The sequence below is a fragment of the Planctomycetota bacterium genome, assembly GCA_016872555.1.
Lineage (GTDB): Bacteria > Planctomycetota > Planctomycetia > Pirellulales > UBA1268 > F1-20-MAGs016.
In genome coordinates this window covers 13031-33437 of record VGZO01000038.1, presented here as the reverse complement: position 1 = coordinate 33437, position 20407 = coordinate 13031, and the positions used below count along the sequence as shown (strand labels likewise).

At 70.1% G+C, this 20407-nt stretch carries 17 protein-coding genes; 8 read left to right on the top strand and 9 right to left on the bottom strand.

Annotated features, from left to right (window positions below):
* The first annotated feature begins 229 nt into the window (after window positions 1-229).
* From FJ309_12680 to FJ309_12660, 5 genes are all read left to right on the top strand, one after another.
* The gene (locus FJ309_12680; protein ID MBM3955453.1) at window positions 230-1753 is read left to right on the top strand and encodes a terpene cyclase/mutase family protein; all 1524 of its coding nucleotides are present in this window, start codon (window positions 230-232) and stop codon (window positions 1751-1753) included.
* A 116-nt stretch (window positions 1754-1869) separates the two neighbouring features.
* On the top strand, window positions 1870-3408 hold the full coding sequence (locus tag FJ309_12675; GenBank protein MBM3955452.1) for a terpene cyclase/mutase family protein: 1539 nt from the start codon (window positions 1870-1872) through the stop codon (window positions 3406-3408).
* Between the two features lie 52 nt (window positions 3409-3460).
* Window positions 3461-3997 carry a hypothetical protein gene (locus FJ309_12670; protein MBM3955451.1) on the top strand — a complete coding sequence of 179 codons (537 nt, stop codon included), beginning with the start codon at window positions 3461-3463 and terminating at the stop codon, window positions 3995-3997.
* A gap of 403 nt (window positions 3998-4400) precedes the next feature.
* The gene (locus tag FJ309_12665; protein ID MBM3955450.1) at window positions 4401-4934 is read left to right on the top strand and encodes a beta-hydroxyacyl-ACP dehydratase; all 534 of its coding nucleotides are present in this window, start codon (window positions 4401-4403) and stop codon (window positions 4932-4934) included.
* Window positions 4935-5031: 97 nt separating this feature from the next.
* On the top strand, window positions 5032-5727 hold the full coding sequence (locus FJ309_12660) for a tRNA (guanosine(46)-N7)-methyltransferase TrmB (protein ID MBM3955449.1): 696 nt from the start codon (window positions 5032-5034) through the stop codon (window positions 5725-5727).
* A 16-nt stretch (window positions 5728-5743) separates the two neighbouring features.
* Here FJ309_12660 and FJ309_12655 read toward each other — a convergent pair whose 3' ends face one another.
* The gene (locus FJ309_12655; GenBank protein MBM3955448.1) at window positions 5744-6679 is read right to left on the bottom strand and encodes a mannose-6-phosphate isomerase; all 936 of its coding nucleotides are present in this window, start codon (window positions 6677-6679) and stop codon (window positions 5744-5746) included.
* Window positions 6680-6749: 70 nt separating this feature from the next.
* A complete protein-coding gene (locus tag FJ309_12650; protein ID MBM3955447.1) occupies window positions 6750-8306 on the bottom strand; it encodes an amidophosphoribosyltransferase in 1557 nt (518 codons plus the stop codon).
* A 187-nt stretch (window positions 8307-8493) separates the two neighbouring features.
* Between FJ309_12650 and proB the strand changes: the two genes are divergently transcribed.
* A complete protein-coding gene (gene proB, locus FJ309_12645) occupies window positions 8494-9651 on the top strand; it encodes a glutamate 5-kinase (GenBank protein ID MBM3955446.1) in 1158 nt (385 codons plus the stop codon).
* Between the two features lie 45 nt (window positions 9652-9696).
* The gene (locus FJ309_12640; protein ID MBM3955445.1) at window positions 9697-10983 is read left to right on the top strand and encodes an HlyC/CorC family transporter; all 1287 of its coding nucleotides are present in this window, start codon (window positions 9697-9699) and stop codon (window positions 10981-10983) included.
* 15 nt (window positions 10984-10998) lie between these two features.
* Here the strand turns inward: FJ309_12640 and FJ309_12635 are convergent, their stop codons facing one another.
* From FJ309_12635 to FJ309_12625, 3 genes are all read right to left on the bottom strand, one after another.
* The gene (locus FJ309_12635) at window positions 10999-12627 is read right to left on the bottom strand and encodes a hypothetical protein (protein MBM3955444.1); all 1629 of its coding nucleotides are present in this window, start codon (window positions 12625-12627) and stop codon (window positions 10999-11001) included.
* Complete coding sequence (locus tag FJ309_12630) at window positions 12624-14462, bottom strand: hypothetical protein (GenBank protein MBM3955443.1); 1839 nt, start codon at window positions 14460-14462, stop codon at window positions 12624-12626. Before FJ309_12630 ends, FJ309_12635 begins: the two co-directional genes overlap by 4 nt.
* Window positions 14463-14574: 112 nt before the next feature.
* Entirely contained in the window at window positions 14575-15519 is a 945-nt protein-coding gene (locus FJ309_12625; GenBank protein MBM3955442.1) for an ABC transporter ATP-binding protein, read from the bottom strand.
* A gap of 399 nt (window positions 15520-15918) precedes the next feature.
* On the opposite strand from FJ309_12625, the gene FJ309_12620 reads away from it, so the two are divergent.
* Entirely contained in the window at window positions 15919-16935 is a 1017-nt protein-coding gene (locus FJ309_12620) for a DUF1559 domain-containing protein (protein MBM3955441.1), read from the top strand.
* 3 nt (window positions 16936-16938) lie between these two features.
* On the opposite strand, the gene FJ309_12615 is transcribed toward FJ309_12620, so the two are convergent.
* The 4 genes from FJ309_12615 to hemW all read right to left on the bottom strand — a co-directional run bounded on the left by FJ309_12615 (window position 16939) and on the right by hemW (window position 20369).
* Entirely contained in the window at window positions 16939-17790 is an 852-nt protein-coding gene (locus FJ309_12615; GenBank protein MBM3955440.1) for a hypothetical protein, read from the bottom strand.
* A 289-nt stretch (window positions 17791-18079) separates the two neighbouring features.
* On the bottom strand, window positions 18080-18502 hold the full coding sequence (gene rpsI, locus FJ309_12610) for a 30S ribosomal protein S9 (protein ID MBM3955439.1): 423 nt from the start codon (window positions 18500-18502) through the stop codon (window positions 18080-18082).
* 71 nt (window positions 18503-18573) lie between these two features.
* Entirely contained in the window at window positions 18574-18996 is a 423-nt protein-coding gene (gene rplM, locus FJ309_12605; protein ID MBM3955438.1) for a 50S ribosomal protein L13, read from the bottom strand.
* Window positions 18997-19211: 215 nt separating this feature from the next.
* On the bottom strand, window positions 19212-20369 hold the full coding sequence (hemW, locus tag FJ309_12600; protein MBM3955437.1) for a radical SAM family heme chaperone HemW: 1158 nt from the start codon (window positions 20367-20369) through the stop codon (window positions 19212-19214).
* Window positions 20370-20407 lie beyond the last annotated feature (38 nt).

Below are 20407 nucleotides of genomic sequence, written 5' to 3'. Positions count from 1 at the left end.
GACCCCACTCCACCCGCTGCCAGCGTGTCGGAAAAACAAGAGGGTACCGCGGCCGGACCGCCCCCGCCAGTCGTCTCCGGCATCCGACCGGTCCGGGGCCTCTGTGGCCGCCGATTTGCGGGCCCTGGGGGCGCCACTATGATGCCCAGGGGGCTTCGGGGCAGCCGGGACGGGCCCGCGAACACGCGCGCGGGTCGTCCGGGCGAACCATCGTCGACGGTGACCGCTCATGGCTGGGCAGACCATTTCTTCGACCGGTGCCGCCGGCGTGCACTCCGACCCGGGTAGCGGGCGCGGCCTCGCCGCGGGCCTTCTCCGCCAGGTTCCAGCCTGGGCGGTGTCGATGCTCGTCCACATCATCATCCTGCTGGCGATGGCGCTGATCGTCTCCGAGGCCCCCAAGGCCGACCTGCGCCCGAAGATGATCGTCTCCAACGCCCCGGAGAGCGCCGAGGACATCGGCGACCTCGCCGACGAGATGCCCGATCAGTTGCCGATGGAGGAAGTGACCGACCCGGTAGTCGTCCCCGATGCGGCGGTCGAGAACGTCCAGGTGGTGGCCGACGCCGAGGATCTCTCGGCACCTGCCGTGGCGGTCGAACTGAGCGACTTCGGCAGCGAGATGGTGCAGCCGAGCGATCTGCTCGCCGGCGTCGGCGGGATCGCGGGGCAGGCGGGGGGCCTCGGTGGCCGCACTGATCCGAAGATGCGGCAACAGCTCGTTCTCGCCGGCGGCGGCAACGCACAGACGGAGGCGGCCGTCGAGGCGGCATTGAAATGGTTCATCTCCCATCAGATGCCCGACGGCGGTTGGTCGTTCGACCTCGCCGCCTGCCCGAGCTGCCAGGGCCAGTGCTCGCACTCGGGGAAGTCGCGGGCGAAGGACCGCTGCGGGGCGACAGCGCTGGCGCTGCTGCCGTTCCTCGGCCGCGGCTACACGCACCGCGAGGGCCCGTACAAAAAGCAGCTCGACGCCGGGATCGCGTTCCTCGCCGGGATGTCGCTCAAGGGAGAGGGGAAGTGCTACGGTGAGGATGGCACACTGTACTCGCAGGGGCTCGCGGGGATCGTCCTCTCGGAGTCCTACGCGATGTCGAAGGACCCGCGCCTCCAGCTCCCCGCGCAGTTGGCGCTGAACTTCATCATGACTGCCCAGGATCCGGTGGGCGGCGGCTGGCGCTATTCGCCGAAGCAACCCGGCGACACCTCGGCGGTCGGCTGGCAATTGATGGCACTGAAGAGCGGCGACATGGCGAATCTCCGCGTCAATCCGCTGACCGTGAAGAAGGCGGTGGCGTTCCTCGACTCGGTGCAGTCCGACGACGGCGCCGCCTACGGCTACACCGACAAGTCGACCCCCGGGCCGGCGCGGAACGCCGTCGGCCTGCTGTGCCGGATGTACCTCGGGTGGAAGAAGAACAACCCCGCTCTCCAGCGCGGCGTCGCGAACCTCGCCAAGGCGGGTCCGTCGAAGGACCTGTACCACAACTACTACGCCACGCAGGTCCTTCACCACCTCGAGGGCGACGCCTGGACCGCGTGGAACACCCGGATGCGCGACCTGCTCCTCAATACGCAGGCCAAGCGCGGCCACGAGGCGGGGAGCTGGTACGACGGCGTCGACAGCGGCCACGGTGCCGACGCGGCCGGACGGCTGTACTGCACCGCGCTGTCGGCGATGATCCTCGAGGTCTACTACCGCCACCTGCCGATCTACGGGCAGCAGAGCGTCGAGGAAGACTTCCGCGAGTAGCCGGGACCGGCCGCCCCGGTCTCCAGCCGACCGCGGCCGGTTGTCGATGATCCTCCCGGGTGACGTGCGCGGCCATCACCGCGCCCGCAGGGTCGCCGTCACCGGGAGAGTCGACCGTGGCCGCCGAGGGTGCCGTCGAGGATACGGAACGGCGTCCCACCACAGCCGGCGACGGGGGCACGGCGACCCGCCTGGAGCGGGTCCTCACCAGCCCGCAGGTCCGCTCGGGCTACGCCAGCCTGCTGGTCCAACTCGCGGCGCTGATCGTCCTCTCGCTCCTCACCGTCCGCGGCCCCCGGACCGGCCGGCCGCTGGCGCTGGTCATCGACATCGGCACCGGCGACGCCGCCGACTCCGCGGATGGCCGTGGTCCGGCCGCGGCGGCACACCCTGCCGAAGCGGCCGGACCAGAGGCCCCCGCAGCGGACATCGCCGTGGTGACCGCACCGGCGACGGAGGCCGCCGCGGTGGTCGAGCAACCGCTCGTCGAACCGTCGGCCGAGACCGGTGTTCCCACCGCCAATGCGGGGCACGTGCAGCCGGTCGCTCACCGCCCCGGTGCCCCGGCGGCGCCGGGGGCAGCCGCCGACGGCGATCCCTTCGCCGCCCGGCGGCGCTTCGGCGCGGGGCGCGGAACCGATGCCGGAAGCGGGGCGGCCGGCGCCTCGCCGGCCAGCGACGCGGCGGTCGAACGCGGCCTGGCATGGCTGGCGCGTCACCAGGCCACCGACGGATCGTGGCGCTTCGACCTCGCCGACTGCCGCTGCGACGGCGCTTGCCGTGCTCCGGGCACGTTGTCGAGCACGACGGCGAGCACCGGCCTGGCGCTGTTGCCGTTTCTCGGAGCCGGCCACACGCACACGGCCGGCCCCTACCAGGAGACGGTGGCGCGCGGGATTTATTACCTGCTCAGCCGCGAGCGGACGACCCCCCGGGGGAGCGACTTCTGCGAAGGCACCATGTATGGCCAGGGCGTGACGACACTGGCCCTCGCCGAGGCGCTCGGCATGACCGGCGACGCGCTCCTCGAGCGCCCGGTGGCGGGTGCGATCCGGTTCATCGAGACCTCGCAGGATCTCCACGGTGGCGGCTGGCGCTACCTGCCGGGTCAGGCCGGCGACATCACGGTCACCGCCTGGCAACTGGTGGCGCTCAAGAGCTGTCAGCTCGCCGGCCAGGAGGCTCCGTCGCCGACGATCGCCGGGATCCGTCGGTTCCTCGATTCGGTCCAGTCGCGCGGAGGTTCCGCCTACGGCTACCGGACGCCCGCCGCCAAACCGGCGACGTCGGCGATCGGCCTCCTCTGCCGCGTCTACACCGGTTGGCCGCGCGACGACCGCCGCCTGCGCGAAGGACTCGACGGGCTGGTGCGCACCGGCCCCGACCCGCAGGCGATCTACACCAACTTCTACCTGTCGCAGGCCCTCCTCCAGACCGACCACCCCGGTTGGCCAAGGTGGAACGCCCGTCACCGGGATCAGCTCGTCGCCCTCCAGGGCCGGGCCGGGCACGAGGCGGGCAGTTGGTGGTTTACCGACGCGGAGACGGCGCCAGGGGGCCGTCTGGCCCACACGGCGCTGGCTGTGCTGACACTCGAGGTCTACTACCGGCTGCTGCCGATCTACTCGGAAGACGCCGTGCGCCGTGGCTTCTGAGCTGTGGCGGTCGCCGGCCGGCGGACTGCTATCATCGTGTCGGGAGCAGTCCATGCAGCTCGGCACGTACACCCGTCTGACCGTCCTGCTCGGCGTGGCCGCCGCCGCGGTGGGCTGGCTCGGTGTCGCCGGCTGGCTGGCGGTCGTCGTGCTCCTGGCGAGCATCGGCCTGCATGTCGCCGGTAACTTCGTCGGCACGCGCCTCCGTGATCAGACCGACGGGGCGATCCGCCGCCGCCGCTCGCGCGGCGACCGGGCCCTCGAACAGGTTCCCGTGCCGACCGCCGTGCCGTCACGGCTGGAACGGCGCGAATCGCTCGGCCGCACGGTGCCGGTGTCGGCCACCGTGGGTGCGATCTGCGGCGGGGCCATGGGCACCACGGCGCTGGTGATGGCCACCCGGGCATCGCCCGCCGGCGCCGTCTTCGGCGGCGTGTCGAGCGCCGTGATCGGGGCCCTGTTCGGTTTCCTCGCGGCCGGGTTCGTCGAGGTGGTCCGCACGGGTCTCCGCGAGGCGATCGAGGCGGAGGAGCGGGCCGCGGGCGAGGCTCGACCATCGACCACGCCCCCGCGGGGTTCGGCCGGGTGACGGCCGGCATGGCGGCCGCCGCGCCGCCGTGGTACAACCCCCCGATGCACCTTCCAGGAGTCCGATCGGAACGATCCATGGCCAAACCCCACCGCGGCCTCAAAAAGGCCAATCACGGCGCCCGTCCTGCCAACAGCAAGGCACGGCGACTGAAACGGAAACACATCCGCACCTGAGCCGGTTCGGAGGCCGGCCGGTCGGTCGCGGCTCCCGCTGCACGCGAGAGCACCGTCGGCAGCGTTCCGGTGGGGTGCATCGACCGGGACCGACGGCTGCGAGGGCCGTGGCCGGCACGCACCTTTCCACACCATCGGCCGTTGCCTCCCCTGGGTCGCCGGTCCACAGGGTGTCCTTTCCCGGGTTCTCCGCGTCACGGGGGCCCGTTCCCGACGAGAACGAGATCGTGGCACCGCGCGACTACATCATCGATCCCTCCGCCTACGACGTTTCCCGCGTGATCGCCGGCATCACGGAGATCCGTCAGTGGAACCGGCAGCGTTTCGAGATGGAGCAACTCACGGCGATCGTCTTCGAGGACCGCTCGCGCGGGCTGTGCGTCGGCTACAAGGACGTGACTCCCGACGAGTTCTGGGTTCGGGGTCACTTCCCCGAGGTGGCGGTGATGCCCGGCGTGATGATGTGCGAGGCGGCCGCCCAGCTCTCCAGCTATTTCACGCAGAAATACAACCTGCTCGATGCCCAGATGATCGGTTTCGGCGGCATGGAAGACGTGCGGTTCCGCGAACCGGTCCGCCCCGGCGACCGGTTGGTGATCACCGTCGAACGCATCCGTGTCCGTCCGCGGGCGATGATCGTCTGCCGGTTCCAGGGGCTCGTCCGCGACAGCATCGTCGTCGACGGCGTCATCAAGGGTGTGCCGCTGCCTGTCGACTTCCTCGTCCAGTCGGCCACGGCCGGCAACGCGCACGCCGGTTGACGGCGGTACCGCAGCGGCGGGCGCGGTCGCCCCACGGCGCCGCCGCGCCCGCGCGAGCCACGGATCACGCCCACGCTCCGCCGTTCCAGGATCCCCGATGCCGCGCCGTGGTGCCAAGAAGCCCGACCGTGCCCTGGACGTGTCGTGGCACCTCCTGCGGATCGCCGACCTTCCCACTCCCTGCTTCCCTGCCGAGTTGTTTCCCACCGGTGCTTCTCCGGTCGAACTGGAGGTGGGCAGCGGCAAGGGCCTGTTCCTCGCCACGGCGGCCGCGGCACAGCCGCAGCGCCTCTACCTGGGCACGGAGATCGCCTTCGGCTACGCCCGGCTCGCGGCCGGCCGGCTCGCCCGGGCCCGCCTCACCAACGCCCGCGTCGCGCACGGCGACGCCGGCCTGCTCGTCCGCTCCGGCCTCCCCGACGGGTGCCTGGCCGCGGTCCATGTCTATTTCCCCGACCCGTGGTGGAAGGCCCGCCACAAGAAGCGCCGCGTCCTCTCCGCGATCTTTCTCGACCATGTCGGCAGGGTCCTCGGGGCGGACGGCGTGCTCCACGTCTGGACCGACGTCGAGGAGTACTTCCGCGAATCGCTCGACCTCGCTGCCGCGACCGGCTGTTTCGCTCCCCCCCGGGATGTCCCCGCGACCGAGCCGACGCACGATCTCGACTACCGCACGCACTTCGAGCGGCGCACGCGCCTCGCCGGCGCACCGGTGTGGCGGGCGGCGCTGGTCCGGACCGGAGCCGCGGCCCGGGTCGTACGCGAAGAGCGGCCTTCGCCACCTCCGGGCTGACGCCCGCCGTCGGCGCTCAGACGACGATCTCGAGCCACGCCCCGCCGCCGATCTCCGGCGCGGCAGGCAGACAGGCCGGCCACAGCGCCACGCTCCCCGGGGCGATCACCGTCCCCGCCCAGGAGAGGCGATCGACCGCCATCACCAGCCGCATCCCGGAGGAGGGGACGGGAGTCGCTCCGGGGAGCCGGTCGACCCGGAAGTGGGTGCAGGAAGCGAGAGGGTTGCCGTCGGCGGCGCGCCGGAGATCGGGTTCGAAATCGTCGAAGTCGATGCAGCGCAACGACTCCGCGACGTGCAGCTGACGCGGCCGCCCGTCGAGGCCGACGCGGTTCCAGTCGAACACGCGGTAGGTGGTGTCGCTGTTCTGCTGGATCTCGAACACCAGCAGGCCGCCGCCGAGCGCGTGCAACCGGCCACTGTGCACCATCAGGCTGTCGCCCACGGCCGGTTCCAGGGCGTGGACGCACTCGGCCACGGTGCCGGCGGAGAGGGCCGCCTCGAATCGGTCGCGGGTCACGCCGTGGCGCAGGCCCGCATACAGGCGGGCTCCCGGGCGGACGCCGACGAAATGCCACATCTCCGACTTCGGTTCGCCGGCCAGGGCGGGGGCGATCGCGGCGGGGGGATGCACCTGGATCGAGAGGTCGTCGGCGCAGTCGAGCACCTTGACGAGCAGCGGGAACCGAGCGGCAGGATGGTCGGCCAGCATGTCCCCGAAGATCGCGCGCCGGTGGCGGCTCCAGAGGTCGTGGAGCGTCGTCCCGGCAAGCTCTCCGGTGGCCACCACGCTCTGGCAGTCGGGGCGGTCGGACAGCTCCCACGATGCGCCGTACGGTCGATCGTCGGGGAGGGTGCGGCCGAGGGCCGTCTCGAAGAGCCTCCCACCCCAGACGCGGGTCTGGTACCGGGGCGTGAAGGTCAGCGGTGCGGCGGGGAGGTCGGGCGTCATCGTGGTCCGGTGGGCAAGGCGGAGGAACGACAGGGCGGGAGCGGAGCGGATGCCGGCCTGCCGACCGGCGTCAGGTGCGCGCCGCGGCCGCCTCGTAGGTCCGGCCGGTGACGCCACAGGCACGCTGGTCGAGCGCGATCTGGTAGAGCCGCGTTCCCGCGGCGGTCGGATAGCGACCCGTGAGGCAGGCTTGGCAGAGCTGATCCTGGCCAAGACCGATCGAGCGGGCGATCGCGTCGAGCGGCAGGTAGCGCAGCGAATCGGCCCCGAGGCGGTGGGCCATCTCGGCCTGGGCGTCGTCGGTGAGCACGCCGTCGCGCAGGAACGCCGGTGCGAACAGCTCGTCGATCGTCGACATGTCGATGCCGTAGAAACAGGGGGCGATGATCGGCGGGCAGGCGATGCGGACATGGATCTCGCGCGCCCCGCCGAGCGACCGCATCCGCCCGAGGAGCACCTTCATGGTGGTGCTGCGGACGATCGAATCCTCGACGAGCAGGACGCGCTTCCCCTCGAGGACCTCGCGGAGCGGAGTGTACTTCGACTCGGCCTTCTGGCGCCGGCTCGCCGGACCGTCGATGAACGTGCGCCCCGTGTAGCGGTTGCGGATCAGCCCCTCGACGCTCGGGATCGCCAACCGGTAGGCCATCGCGTCGGCCGCGGCCTTGCTCGTGTCGGGCACCGGCACCACCACCGTATCGGCGTCGATCGGCACCGTCTCGAGGCGTGCCAATTCCTCGCCGAGATGCTTGCGCACCAGATACACGCTGCGCTCGTCCATCGTGCTGGCGACGTTGGCGAAGTAGATCCACTCGAAGAAACAGTGGGCCCGGGGGCGTGGGGCGGCGAAGCGCACGGTCCGCGCACCCTGGCGATCGACCACGAGGGCCGTTCCCGGCTCGAGTGAGCGGATCGACGAGGTCGGAAAGCCGAGGTTGATCAGCGCGACGCTCTCGCTCGCCGCCGCCATCACCCCGCCGTCGATCGCGTACTCCATCGGGCGGATCCCGAGGGGATCGCGGGCGACGATCATCCGGCCGCAGGCATCGAGGAGGGCGATGTTCCAGGCACCGTCGAAGCGGGCCGAGATCGCCGCGAGCAGCTCGGCCGGATCGGGATCGGCGTCCCCCGACAGCTCGCGGCCGATGGCGTGCATGATGACTTCGGTGTCGTTGTCGCGGGCGAGGTGGTTATCGCCGTCGGCGAGGATCTCGGCGCGGAGCTGCGGGTAGTTGGCGAGTTGACCGTTGAAGCCGAAGGCGAACCACTTGCGCTTTTGGATGTGGGGACGCTCGAGCGGCTGGGCGTAGCCCGGGTCGTCGGCTCCGCAGGTCGCATAGCGCACGTGGCCGATCGCCGCCCGGCCCGTGAGTTGCTGCATCAGCGACTCGAACGGGTGCCGCTGGCTCATGCGGAACACCTCGGTGACGCTGCCCACGTCCTTGTGGGTGACGAGCAATTGGTTGCGCTCGGGATTCCAAGCGGTCATCCCGGCCGACAATTGGCCGCGGTTCTGCATGTCGAGCAGCATCCGCGGCACGAGCCTGGCCACGTCGGCGGTCCCTGCGGACGCGGTGCCGAGATGGTAGATCGCCGCAATCCCGCATTCGTGGTGGAGGTCGCTCACCGGCACTCACCCGCACGGCGGGACTGTGGGAACGGATCCGGTCGCGGCTCGGACGCCGCCCGAACTATACGGCTCAGCCGCCGCCGCGCCCACCGCCGGCGGGCAGGTGTGGCCGCGGGCCATGACGAGCGAGTAGGATGCCGCCCGTGAACCGCCCCGTGACGCGGCCTGCCGCAGGCAGGATGCCATGGATCCGTCACACCGCCACGCCGTCATCGAGGCTGCGACCCTGATCGTGGTCAAGGTCGGCACGCGCGTCCTGACAACCTCCGCCGGGCTGCTCGACGATCGGCGGATCGAGGCGTTGTGCCGTCAATTCGACACCCTGCTGGCGGCCGGTCGGGAGATCGTCCTGGTCAGCTCGGGCGCCGTCGGAGCCGGCATGGGCCGGCTCGGTCTGGCGAGCCGGCCGCAGGAGCTGGCCCATCTCCAGGCGGTGGCCGCGATCGGCCAAAGCTGCCTCGTCGAGGCCTACGAGCGCGCCCTGCGCTCCCGGGGCCGCCACGCCGCCCAGGTCCTGCTGGTGGCCGACGACCTCCGGCAGCGGACCCGCTACCTCAACATCCGCAACACGCTCCGGGCCCTGGTCGATTACGGGGCCGTGCCGATCATCAACGAGAACGACACGGTCAGCGTCGAGGAACTGCGGTCGAGCTTCGGTGACAACGACCGCCTCGCCGCCCAGGTGGCGACGCTGGTCGGCGCGCCGCTGCTGGTGCTCCTGTCCGACGTCGACGGGTTGTTCGACCGGCACCCCGCCGAACCGGGAGCGCGGCTGCTGCCCGAGATCACCGCCGTCGACGCCGCCGTCGAGGGTCTCGCGCGCGACAGTCTCGGTGGCGTGTCGAAGGGGGGCATGGCCAGCAAGATCGCCGCCGCACGGATCGTCACCGAGGCCGGCGGGCATTGCCTGATCGCCTCCGGTCGCGACGACCACGTCCTCGAGCGGATCATCCGCGGCGAGCCGGTGGGGACGCTGTTTCTCGGAAGGCCGACGACCATGCCGGCGCGGAAACGTTGGCTGGGGTGGTCGGCGGACGCGCGCGGCGTGTTGCTCGTCGACGACGGTGCCCGCCGGGCGCTTGCCGACCACGGGCGCAGCCTGCTGGCGGCCGGCGTCGTCGAGGTCGAGGGGGAATTCGCCGTCGGCGACACCGTCGCGGTCGCCGGCTCCGACCGACGGCCGTTCGCCCGGGGGCTGGTCAATTACCCGGCCGACGACCTGCGGCGGATCGCCGGCCTGAAGACCGAGGCGATCGCTTCGGTGCTCGGCTACTGCCCGTACGACGAGGTGGTGCACCGCGACAATCTCGCGGTCATCAACCGCGAAGCCGCCACCATGTGATCCCCAGGCGACCGTCGCCGCACCGCACCGGACCGCCCCTGCCCCATGATCGTGGAATTGGTCATCGTCTTCGCCCTGATCCTCGCCAACGGCTTCTTCTCCGGAGCCGAGATGGCGATCGTCGCCAGCCGGCGCGGTCGCCTCGCCGACATCGCCGAAGGGGGCGATCGCGCGGCGCGGATCGCCCTCGACCTCGCTTCGAGCCCCGATCGGTTCCTCCCCACTGTCCAGGTCGGGATCACGCTGGTCGGCACGCTGGCGGCGGCGTACGGCGGCAACCGGATCGTCAGCGACATTGCCACGGGCATCGCCCGGCTCGGGCCACCGGCGCTGGTCCCCTGGGCCCACACGATCGCCCTGGTGACGTTCGTCGGGCTGCTGTCGTTCTTCACCCTCCTGCTCGGCGAGTTGGTGCCGAAGCGGCTCGCCCTGCGCCGCGCGGAAGCGGTCGCCCGCGCGGTCGCGCCGGCGATGTCGCTGTTCGCCCGGCTGGCGACGCCGCTGGTCTGGGGGCTGTCGCAGGCGACCTCGGCGGTGCTGTTCCTCCTCGGCGCCAACCGAGGTGCCGAGCCGAGCGTGTCGGTCGACGACATCGAGCACCTCCTCGAGGCCGGGCGGGCCGAAGGGGTCCTCGAAGCGGTCGAGCAGGCGGTTGCCGCCGAGGCGCTGCGGCTGGGCGAGCGCAGCGTCCGCGACATCATGCGGCCCCGGATCGATCTCGACGCCCTCGACATCGACACCCCGGCCGACGAGATCGTCGGTGCGATCGCGATGGCGGGCTACTCCCGGCTGCCCGTCTACCAGGGTTCGCTCGACCACATCCTCGGCTACGTGTCTATCAAGGACGTCCTCCGCCACAGCTGGATGGGCTGGCCGATCGAGCTGCGACGGATGATGCACAAGCCCCTGTTCGTCCCGGAGTCGATGCCGCTCGACCGGCTTCTCGAGCTGTTTCAGAAGGAGCGCAACCAGCTCGCCATCGTGCTCGACGAATACGGCGGCACGGAGGGTCTGGTGACGATGGAGGACGTCTTCGAGGAGCTCGTCGGCGAGATCCACGACGAGCACGGCCACACCGCCGCCCGATTCACGCGCCGCGAAGACGGCTCGTGGCTCGTCGACGGCAGTGCCAGCGTCGAGGACCTCGTCGAGACCTGCGGGATCCGTGTCGAGTCGCTGCCCCGCGACTACTCGACCGTCTCCGGGCTGGTGCTGGCGACGCTCGAGCGGATCCCGGCGGTGGGAGACACGGCGACCTGGAACGGACTCGTTCTCGAGGTCGTCGACATGGACGGTCGACGCATCGACAAGCTGCTCGTCAGGCGCTCGTGACGGCCGCCCCGTCGGTCACTTCGCCGGCTCGAAGCCTTCCGGGATCGGGACGGGCCGCTGGGGGGGCTCCGGACGCTGCCGCGGCTGGTCCGCAGGGGGCTCCGGCGGAGCCGGGGCGCGAGTGAGGACGTCCTGGAGAATGAACGGCACCGGGAACGGCTCGTCGAGTTGTTCGAGGAGCCGCCGGTACTTGAAGATCACCTCGACCAGTTCGTCGTTGCCGATCTGGTCGTTGCGGAGGATTTCCGAGCTGTCGAGGACCTTCCGCCACGAGGCGAACGCAGTCTCGTAGGCCTTGCGCGCATTCTGCAGACGGGCGGCGTCGAATTCCTGGCCGGCGAGCCACGTCTGCTCGCGGGCCTCGAGCGCCGCCTCGGTGACCTCCGCTTCGCAGGCCGCTTTCCAGTAGTCGAAGTTCACGATCTCGCGGTAACGGGCGATGATCTCCGCCGTCTCCGCCGCCTCGACGTACTCGGCGGCGAGTTGCCGCGCCTTGTCGCGGGCGTCGGCCGGGGCCTGTCGGGCGACCATCGGCCAGTTCACCGCCGTCGCCACCGTCGCCTCGTAGGCCGTCTTCGCCTGGTCTTCGGTGCGATCGGCAGGCGGCACCGCGAGGGCCGCCTTCTGGGCATCCGACAGGCCGTCGCGAAGCTTCGCTTCGAGCGCCGCGAACTGCCCCGGGAGCAGCGCCTCGAGCTCGCCCTGGAGTTGCTCCGCGCGGGTCAGCTTCGTCTCGCGCATCAGCAACTGGATCGGGACGTTCCAGGTGGTGGGGATCTCGCGTTCGGCGAACTTCATCATGTCGCTCCCCGCCTGCGCCCAGGCGTCGCGGGCGACGTTGCCGAACACCCCCTCCTCCTCGATCGCGCGGGCGTGGTTGATCGCCGTCATCATCGGCTCGCTGTGGAAGATCAGCGCGGTGGTGCGGAGCGGCGCCCCCTTGTCGACGAGCTGCTGCCCCTCGAGATACTTTTCGCGCCCGACGAGCCAGTTGTCACGGTCGGCAGGGACACGCCCCCCCTTGCGGTCGCGCTCGTGGAAATCGTCGTCGGTCTTGAACAGCCGGCGGTACTGCACCTTCTCGTCGGCCTTGCCGATCTTCTGCCCGATGAACCACCCCATCCTTCCGAACAGGCGCGGTTCGTTGGTGTTGTAGCCGATGCCCTGGCGGAGGAACTCGATCCCCTTCATGACCCAGGAATAGCGGTCGTGGTAGTCGTCGAACTCCACCGAGATGTTGTAGGAGAGGTTGTGGGCCTGGAAGTCCCACACCGAGTAGAAGTTCGGCTGCAGTTTGGTCATCTGCTCGAGCGTCGCCGAGAGGTTGGTCCAGTCCTCGACTTTCTTGTAGTGATTCGCCCGATCCCAGAGCAGCGTGACGGCGATGTTCTTCAGGCCGAGCGTCGCCAGCCGGATCGTCTCGCTCGTCGGATCGATCTCGCCGAGATTGGCCTGCGACAGGCCGTACGCCAGCCGCTGCCTGGCCAACAGCCCTCCCGGGCTCTCCGCATCGGCCGGCAGGCTCAGCAGCGCCAACGGCACGAGGAGGACGGCGATCGCCACCAGGGCCACCAGCGTGCCCCGCCGCAATCCCAGCCACGTCCCCGCCGTCCCCCGCGAACCCCGTCCTGGCAAATCGCTCATGATGCCACCTCACGCGCCTTCAGACACAACGCCCCGGCAATGAAGAACGCCAGCAGGTAGCCGAACGTCTCCGCCCCGTGGGCTGCCACCAGATCGAAGGGGATGTCGAACCCACCGGCGACGAAATCGCCGGTTCCCAACGCCGACAGCGACGGGAACAGCGCGGCTCCGAGCCGCATCGGTGCCAGCAGCGCCGTGTCGACCGCCTTCATCACCTGCACCGCCGGCGTCTCGTCGAGCTGGAGGGTGATGCTCATCTGGGTCACGATCCTGTACAGCGATTCGATCGGTCCGCCGCCCGGGACGATCGTCGAGTCCCCGGTGACCTGGCTCGCGAACAGGCGGTTGATGAACTCCCGGAACTGCCCCACCATCACCACGGCGAGCGTCGCCAGGAGGGCGACCGGCCCGGCGAGGAACGTGCTGAACATCACCCCCAGCGCCGTCACCAGGAGCATCGAGAACCAGATCCCGAGGCAACTCTTCGCGTAGTTGAAGGCGAACGAACCGCTGCCGGTACGGAGATAGAAATCGGCCTGGGCGACGCCGAAGTACTGCGACGGCTCGAGGCACTGGAGCACGACCTCGACACGGCCGTCGGAGACGACATCCCGGTACAGATCGACCTGCCTCGTCCCTTCGGCGGTCGTCGCGCTGACGGCCCGGGGGATCGTCAGCGAGTCGATCGTGAATTCCTTGGCGGTGAAATAGAACGGGTCGGTCTGCAAGCCCGACGTCGGGTTGCGCAGCCGAACGCTGCCGGCGACTCCCTTTTCGATGTCCCCCTTGTGCGTCCGGAACACGCGGACGGTCATTTCCAGCGGTAGCCCGTCGGGGAACCGGCCCTCGAAAATGCCGTCGAACTCCCAGATCGCCGCTGCCAGCTTGCCCCCCTCGATGAACTGCCGGTAGCCCCACTCCGAACCGACACTGATGCCGCGCGTGCTCGGCCGCCCTTCGCGATCGAGGAAGCGGAGCTTGCCGCGCAGCGGCCGCCGGGCCTCGAGGAGACCGATCGGGGGACCGACCTCGTACCCGCCGGCGGCCGTGCGGGTCACGGTGTGGCGATGCCCCTGGAGGAAGTCGGTCTGGCCCGTGCCGTCGGTCCCGAGCTCGACCCGGTGCCGGTGGCCACGGTCGAGGCTCGTCCGTCCCTCGGAGCCGACCACGGTGGCCGGTGCACCCGCGGCCGCGTTCTTGGCGGTGGCACGGATCTCGGCGATGTCGTTGTCGTCGAGCGTGTGGCCGTGCTGCACGCTGCGCACGACGAACGCCCAGCCGACCAATCCCATCACCGCCAGCAGCGCCGTCCCGACGAGGGAGAAGCCGAGCATTCGCCCGAGGACGATCTCGCCGGTGCGGACCGGCTTGGTGGTCACCGTCTGGATCGCCTTGGCCTTGAAATCGGCCGGCAGGCTGAACACTGAGAGAATCAACGTCACCAGGCAGACCAGCAGATTGGTGGCGGCGAGGATGAACCCCAGATACAGCTTTCCGGGATTGACGCTGGCCGGATCGAGGAACCAGCCGGCGAACAGGACGATCAGCGCGAACAGCCCGAGCACCACCAGCACGTTGCGGCGGAGCGATTCCTGGATCGCCAGTCGGGCCAGCGCCCACACGCGCCGCGGGCTCATCCGCAAAAGGTCGCCGATGCCGCCGATCACCCCCCGGTAGACGCGGTCACCGGCCACGAGCGGCCCGACCGAGGCCGACTGGGCGAGCCAGGCGAGCATCGCGGCGATCACGGCGACGAGGCTCACGGCGAGGAGGTATTGGGCGAACGCCGGTCCGAACCAGGACACGAACGCCGGGATTTCCTTTTCCAGAACCATCGGTGGTCACCCGCGTGGCTGTCTGTGGTGGTCGATCAGGGGTTTTTCCGGCTCGCGGGACGGTTCGACGCCCAGCCAACCGCCCCGGCCCCCGTCTCGGGAGGCGGGGGCGTCACTGCTTCGCACGCCGGCCGGGCCGGGCCTCGGTGTCGCGCACGACCTCGAGGAACAGATCCTCGAGCGTGGTCATCGGGTTGCCGATCTCGGCATCCTCGACCCCGTGGCGCCGCAGGACCGCCCGGATCTCCTCGGTGGCCTGCGGCGGCAGTCCTTTGGCACGGATCTGGGTCACGTCGGTCACGCGGAGCATGTCCTCGACCCGGCCGAGCTCCTTCAGCTCGCCCTGGTGGAGGACGGCGATCCGGTCGCACACGTCCTCGACGTCGGCCAGCAGGTGGGAGCTCATGATCACCGTCTTGCCCCGTTTCTTGAGGTCGATGATCAGGTCCTTCATCTCCCGCGTGCCGATCGGATCGAGGCCGCTGGTGGGCTCGTCGAGCAGCACCAGCTCGGGGTCGTTGATCAGCGCCTGGGCGACGCCGATGCGGCGCGTCATGCCCTTGGAATACTCGCGCAGCTGCCGTTTCTTGTCGCGTCCGAGACCGACCATTTCGATGAGCACGTCGGCCCGCTGCTTGCGCTGCGCCGGCGACATGTCGAACAGCCGGCCGTAGAAATCGAGCGTCTCCTCGGCATCGAGGAACTTGTAAAGATACGACTCCTCCGGCAGGTAGCCGATCCGCTCGTTCTTGCCGACGTCGCTGGCCTCGCGGCCGAAGATGAACGCGTCGCCCGAGGTGGGGAAGATCAGCCCCAGCAGCAGCTTCATGGTCGTCGTCTTGCCCGAGCCGTTGGGGCCGAGCAGTCCGAAGATCTCGCCGCGCTGGATCTTCAGATCGAGCGGTTTGAGGGCCACCTTCTTGCTGCGGCCCCAGAAATCGCGGTACGTCTTCGAGAGGTTGCGCGTCTCGACGATCGTTTCGCCGTCGCCGCTCCGGGCGGCGGGCCCCCCTGCTCCGGCTCGGGCCCGACCGTCGATCTCTCGCGATGTCGCCATAGGAGCCATTCCCCGCCGCTGTGGTTCAATGCTCAGCCGGTGTTCGGCACCACGCCCCAGATTTACCCGGCACGCCAGTTGTACTGCCGACAGGGCGGTTGTGTAGGGGACGGATCCATGCCGAGGCGGCTAGTCCTACGGCAGTCGACCGCGGAGGGTTTTCGTCGGCTCTGCTCCGGTCCGGAACCGGCGGCGTCTGCGACCCCGCACACCGCGGCCGGCGGACACGCCAACGCCTGGGGGGCGCCGCCGGGCGCGGAGACGCACGGCAGTCTCCCTCGCCGGGCCCGTGGAGCGATTTCGCGAACCAGTCTCGCCTCGGGGCTGTGCTTGACGAAGGCCCAGACACGGCTACGATTGATCGAGATTGAGTCTCAATATCTCAGGTGAGGCGATTCAGTGCTGATCAAGTCGAGATGCGGATTCACACTCGTCGAGTTGCTGGTGGTCATCGCGATCATCGGCACCTTGGTTGGCCTGCTGCTTCCCGCCATTCAGGGGGCCCGCGAAGCGGCCCGACGGGTATCGTGCCACAACAACCTGAAGCAACTCGGCGTGGCGCTCCACAACCACCTCACCGCCCGTGGACACCTCCCCCCGTCAAGTGACTTGGCCGGTTCGCGAGTCGGCGGCACGACGGGACAGCCTTGGTCCGGTCAGGCACTGATGCTGCCCTACCTCGAGGGAGACTCGGTCTACCGCGCGATCGACTTTTCCAAGGGCTATCACGACGCCGCTCACCGCCCACCGAAGATGCCGTTCATCCTCGCATCGACGCGCGTCGACGTGCTGATGTGCCCGTCCGAGCCGAAGAACCAGGCGCGGCTGGCGAGCGACGGGACTCCGGAGCACTATCCGCTCAACTACGCCCTCAGCGTCGGGCACTTCCTCGTCCATGATCCGGTCGCGAAGGCCGACGGCGGTGCCGCATTCGCCCCGGACGCCAAGTTCCGTGCCGCGGCGGTTCCCGACGGCCTCAGCAAGACGCTCGCGATGTCCGAGGTGAAGGCGTTTACCCCCCGCTACCACGACTGCTCGACACCCCCACACGAGCCTCCCTCCACGCCGGCGGCGGTGTTCACGTCGGGCGGATCATGGTCGGCCACCAACGGCCACACCGAGTGGGTCTGCGGTCGCGCGATCCACAACGGATTCACCACCACGTTCCCGCCGAACACGGTGATTTCCCACGTCAACGGCGGCACGACCTACGACATCTCGGTAACGAGCTCACGCGAGGGCCGAAGCGCGACCGAACCGACGTTTGCCGTCATCCCCTCGCGCAGCCACCATCCGGGCACGGTCGCCAGCCTGTTCCTCGATGGCTCGGTGCGGAGCATCGCCAACGAGATCGCGCCCACGACCTGGCGGGCGCTCGGCTCGCGTGCCGGTGGCGAAGTCACCGGCGACGAATGACGGTTACGCGCCGCTCGAAGAAGTCTCGACGGCCGGCGCCGTGGTCCGCGTGACCTGCTCGACGAGCTGATGGGCAGCCCGCAGCTCGGCGGGATGGAAGTAGGCCTCGTCGGGCACGCCGACGTGGTCGATCTTTTCCGCGGCGAGCTGCTCCCACGACAGGCCGCTCGACAGATGCCAGGCCGCCGCCTGGGCCACCTTCTGGCTGATCGCTCCGCGGCCGAGCGCCTCGAGGACCGCGGCCAGCTTCGGGTCGGTCGAGAAGGTGTCGAGCTCCTGCATGCGGTACGGGATCCGAGGCATCGGGTCGTGCTTGCCGTATTCCAGGCAGACGGTCGCGACACGGACGACCCGGGTTTTCTCAGGGGGCACCGAGAAGGGGCCACCGGGCGCGACAACGCCCCCCATTCCTCCGCCCATGCCGCCCATGCCACCCATGCCACCCATGCCACCCATGCCACCGCCTCCACCGGTCTGGAAGCCTCCCCCACCACCCCTGCCGCCGCCCCCCATGCCCCCCATCCCCATGCCGCCGCCCCCCATCCCCATCTGGGCGAGGACCGGGACGCCGACGAAGGCATCGGGAAGACGGAGCGACAGCGGCTTGCCGGAGGTGTTTTGCACGATCACCTGAGCCGAGCGGGCGTCGTTGGGAATGTAGGTGAGTTTGATGAGCCCCTTGGCTTCCGCCTCGAGCACCGTGCCGCCGTCTTCGGGGGCGACTGCCATCCGGGGCGTCCGGGCGGCCCGGGGTCCCCGCACCGGCTCCCGCGCGTCGGCGGGAAGCAGTCCCGCCGCGCCGGCGACCAAAGCCACGCCGAGCGCCAGCTGACGGAACGGATCACGCGTGGACATCGCAGACACTCCCTCGAGGAGGAGACGGACGATCCCCGCCGCCGGCCGTTCTCATGGACGGGCCGTAGGCGACGTCCCCAAGTATGCCTTCGGTCCCCAAGTATGCCTTCGGTTGGTGCGCCCGGGAAATCTCCCGGCCTTCCTGATCCGCCGGCCATGACGGATCGGCGGGTCGTAGCGTCGCACCGGCCCCCGCACCGCCACCTCGGCGGGACCGCGCGAGCGGCTCGCTCCAGGGCCAAGGACCACACCGAAGGCCGTCCACGCCGAAACGGATCTGGTCGGGCGATCAGCGCTTCGAAAACTGCGTGCCGCGTCGGGCACCGCGCAGGCCGTACTTTTTTCGCTCCTTCATCCGCCCGTCGCGGGTGAGGAGGCCGCCCTGGCGAAGCGGTTCGGCCAGTTCGCCGTCGAGCGACTTGAGGGCCCGGGCGATCCCCAACCGGCAGGCGCCGGCTTGGCCGGCCGGCCCGCCGCCGTCCACCTGGATGGCGATGTCGACCGCCGCTTGGCGCCCCACCGTCTCCAGGGCTCCGCTGACGAGGACCCGGTCCTTGACCGCGGGGAAGTAGGCATCGAGTGCTCGGCCGTTGACGATGATCGTGCCCGCCCCTGGACGGAGCCGCACACGGGCCACGGCCGTCTTCCGCCGCCCCGTCGCCAGGACCGTGTCACCCGACCGCACCGTCCGCACCCGCTGTTCCTCGGCCATCGCCCTTCACCCCTGTTCGAGTCGCTCGCTGTGATCGCCGTCCGCGACGTCGATCCGGTACGGTCCTCGGCTCACTTCACGCCGGCTTCCATCGCCACCGGGCCCTGCGCCTGATGGGGATGGTCGGGTCCGGCGTAGACCTTCAGTTTGTCGAGCATTCCCCGGCCGAGCCGGGTCTTGGGCAGCATCCGCCGCACCGCTTCCTCGACGATCAATTCCGGGCGCCGGTCGCGGCGGTGCTCGGCCGTCTCGGAGCGCAGCCCCTGGTAACCCGTGTACCACTTGTAGAGCTTTTGCTGCCACTTCTTGCCGCTCATCTCGATCTTTTCGGCGTTGATGACGACGACGTAATCACCCGTGTCGATGTGCGGCGTGTAGGTGGGGCGGTGCTTGCCCATCAGCACCATCGCGACATCGCTGGCCAGCCGGCCGACCATCTTTCCGGAGGCGTCGACCAGCCACCAGCGCTGCTCGACCTCACCCGGCTTGGCCATGTAGGTCTTCATCGGAAACCGTCGCCATCGTTGGGAAAAAGGGATCGATCGCCGGCACGGCGCCTCGAAGGGCGGGCCGCGGGGGCATGGGCCCCCGGGATGGCACTCCCAAAGCAGATGGAATGCCGAAAACGCGGGTTTGGAGGATACCAGTGGTCAGGGAAGGGGACAAGCGACGCTCGGGCGCCGGCGAAAAACCCCCGTCGACCTGCGATTCAGCCGGGCGAGCCCGCCTCCCCCCGTAATACCTCCCCCCACAGGCCGTCCGACACGAGCAAGCCCGGCCGGGTGAGCCGGACATGGCGACCGTCGTCGGTCACCCACCCTCGGTCGAGCCACCGGCCGACCACCCCGCCTGCGAGGGCATCGAGCGAGAAGCCGCTCGCCGTCTCGAACGCCATCCGATCGAGCCCATCCCGGCGCCTGAGGCCGACGACGATCCGCTCGCGGGCCGCCTCCTCGGCGGTCATCGCGTCGACGTCGCCGGTGGCGTCGTGCCCGGCGAGCACGCGCGTGATCCAGGTCGTCACGCTGCGGTGGTTGGTGGTCCGTGTCCGGCCGTCGAACCGGGCCGCCGACGGCCCGAAGGCCTCCCCTGGCCGGCAATCCCAGTAGGCCTCGTTGTGGCGGCAGCGGTGGCCGGGCCGGGCGAAATTGCTGACCTCGTAGTGCTCGTATCCCGCCGCGACGAGCCGGTCGATCGCCCGCTCGAACATCGCGCGCTCGAGCGCCTCGTCGACGGGGGCGAGCAGTCCCTTGCGCCGCCGCGACTCGAAGGCCGTCCCCTGCTCCCACGTCAGGCAGTAGACCGACACGTGCCGGCAGCCAAGATTCACGACCGCCCCGAGATCTGCGTCGACCGCCGCCAGCGACTGCCCTGGTGCCGCGATCAACAGGTCGACGTTGACCGCCATCCCGGCGTCGTGGAGCAGGCGGACGGCGTCGCGGACGTCGTCGGGGGCGTGGTCACGGTCGAGGATCTGGAGCGTCTCGGCGGCGAGGCTCTGTGCCCCGAGGCTCACCCGATTCACGCCGCAGTCGCGCACGGCCGCGACGAAGCCGCCGCTGACGTCGCGGGGATTGGCTTCGACGGTGACTTCCGCCCCGGCTCCGGCCACGAGCCAGGGCGTGAGGATCGCGAACAGCCGGCGCAGGCCGTCGGGCCCGAGGTGCGACGGAGTCCCGCCGCCGAGATAGAGCGTGTCGAGCGCGAGCGGCGCGTCGAGCCGCGACAGCTCCCGGTCGAGCGCCGTGAGGTAGCGGTCGACGAGATCGTCGCGGCCGGTGACCAGCGCGAAGTCGCAATACCCGCAGCGGTGGCGGCAGAACGGGACGTGGACGTAGGCGTGACGGGGTTGGACCGGCGGGGTCATCACGGCATCGTGCCACAAGCCGGCGGCGACCGCACCCG